The sequence below is a fragment of the Streptomyces sparsus genome (assembly GCF_054776295.1).
This window is the reverse complement of sequence record NZ_BAAHCA010000929.1, coordinates 1-1,908: the sequence shown is the minus strand read 5'-3', so window position 1 is coordinate 1,908 and position 1,908 is coordinate 1. Positions and strand designations below refer to the sequence as shown.

Annotated in this window: 1 protein-coding gene and 1 pseudogene; both read left to right on the top strand. The window is 73.0% G+C overall.

Going from position 1 to position 1,908, the window contains the following annotated elements:
• Nucleotides 1–1,482 (top strand): beta-N-acetylhexosaminidase (locus ACYVE9_RS25020; RefSeq protein ID WP_461030166.1); only part of this gene is annotated, 1,482 nt, incomplete at its 5' end.
• A gap of 246 nt (nt 1,483–1,728) precedes the next feature.
• A pseudogene (locus tag ACYVE9_RS25015) lies at nt 1,729–1,908 on the top strand (FAD binding domain-containing protein); the annotation flags it as partial.

Below are 1,908 nucleotides of genomic sequence, written 5' to 3'. Positions count from 1 at the left end.
ACCCCGGCCGCCGGCACCGACCGGCCCGCCGGCACCGCGCTGCGGCTCGCCGTGGACGCGGACGTGGACGCCGAACTCGGGCCCGAGGGCTACCGGATGACCGTCGACGAGCACGGTGTGACCGTCACCGGCGGTGCCGCCGCCGGGGTGTTCTGGGGCGCCCAGACCCTGCGCCAACTGCTCGGCCCGGACGCCTGCCGCCGTGCGCCGGTGACCGGCCGCCACCGGTGGGCGGTGCCGCACGGCACCGTCACCGACACCCCCCGGTTCGCCTGGCGCGGCCTGATGCTGGACGTCTCCCGGCACTTCACGCCCAAGGACGGCGTGCTGCGCTACATCGACCTGATCGCCGCGCACAAGCTGAACGTGCTGCACTTCCACCTCACCGACGACCAGGGCTGGCGGGTCGAGATCAAGCGCCACCCGCGCCTCACCGAGGCCGGTGCCTGGCGTCCGCGCACCCGCGTCGGGCACCGCGCCTCCGACATCTGGGACGAGCGCCCGCACGGCGGTTACTACACGCAGGACGACATCCGCGAGATCGTCGCCTACGCCGCCGAACGGCACGTCACCGTCGTCCCCGAGATCGACATCCCCGGCCACTCGCAGGCCGCCATCACCGCCTACCCCGAACTGGGCAACACCGACGTCGTCGACACCGCCGCGCTGGGCGTGTGGACCGACTGGGGCGTCAGCCCGCACGTGCTCAACCCCACCGAGGCGACGCTGCGCTTCTACGAGGGCGTGCTGGAGGAACTGCTCGAACTCTTCCCCAGCACCTACGTGCACATCGGCGGCGACGAGTGCCTCAAGGACGAGTGGCGCGCCTCGCCCACCGCGCAGCAGCGCCTCACCGAACTCGGCCTGCGCGACGAGGAGGAACTCCAGTCCTGGTTCATCCGGCACTTCGCCGACTGGCTCGGCGCCCGCGGACGCCGCCTCATCGGCTGGGACGAGATCCTCGAAGGCGGTCTCGCTCCCGGCGCCGCGGTCTCCTCCTGGCGCGGCTACGCCGGAGGCATCGCCGCCGCCGAAGCCGGACACGACGTGGTGATGTGCCCCGAGCAGCAGGTGTACCTCGACCACCGGCAGGCCGACGGCAGCGACGAACCCGTGCCGATCGGCTACGTCCGCACCCTGCGCGACGTCTACGACTTCGAGCCGGTCCCGCCGCAACTCGCCGGCACCCCCCGGGAGAAGCACGTCATCGGCACGCAGGCCAACATGTGGACGGAGGTCACCGAGACCCGGCAGCGCATCGACTACCAGCTGTTCCCCCGCCTCGCCGCCTTCGCCGAGGTCGCCTGGAGCCCCCGGGAGAACCGCGACTGGGAGGGCTTCGCCCGGCGCATGGACGAAGCGCACTACGCCCGTCTCGACGCCTTCGGCGTGGACTACCGCCCGCCGGCCGGCCCGCGTCCCTGGCAGCGCCGGCCCGGCGTGCTCGGACGCCCGCTCGAAGGGAACCCCCCGATCGTGTGAGTCCCGCCCGCTCCCGGCATCCGACCTCGGCGTCCTGGGCATGGGGGACCGGGCATCGCAGTCAACTCGGTCGAAACGACTGAAGTGCGACAAGTGGTGTCCGCCCCCGGCCAGGGGCCGCATCGGTGCGAAACGGGGTGAAAGGTGACGGTGCGGGTGCGAACGCCCTTCCCGGACCCTCGCGTCGGGGCCGCCGTGAGATGTGCCAGAGTTGCCACGTCCGGGCTCTCAGCACGTACCGTACGGCTGGGTACCGGGACGACCGGGGAAGGGGCAGCTGGAGTGAGCACGCACGCACCGCACGGCCCGGGGACGGCGGGGTCCGTCACCCTGCCGGCCACGCGCGACGAGACCGTGGCCGCCCTCGCCGCCATGCCCGCGGCGGTGCCGGTCGCCGGCGGTACGGACCTGATGGTCGCCGTCAAC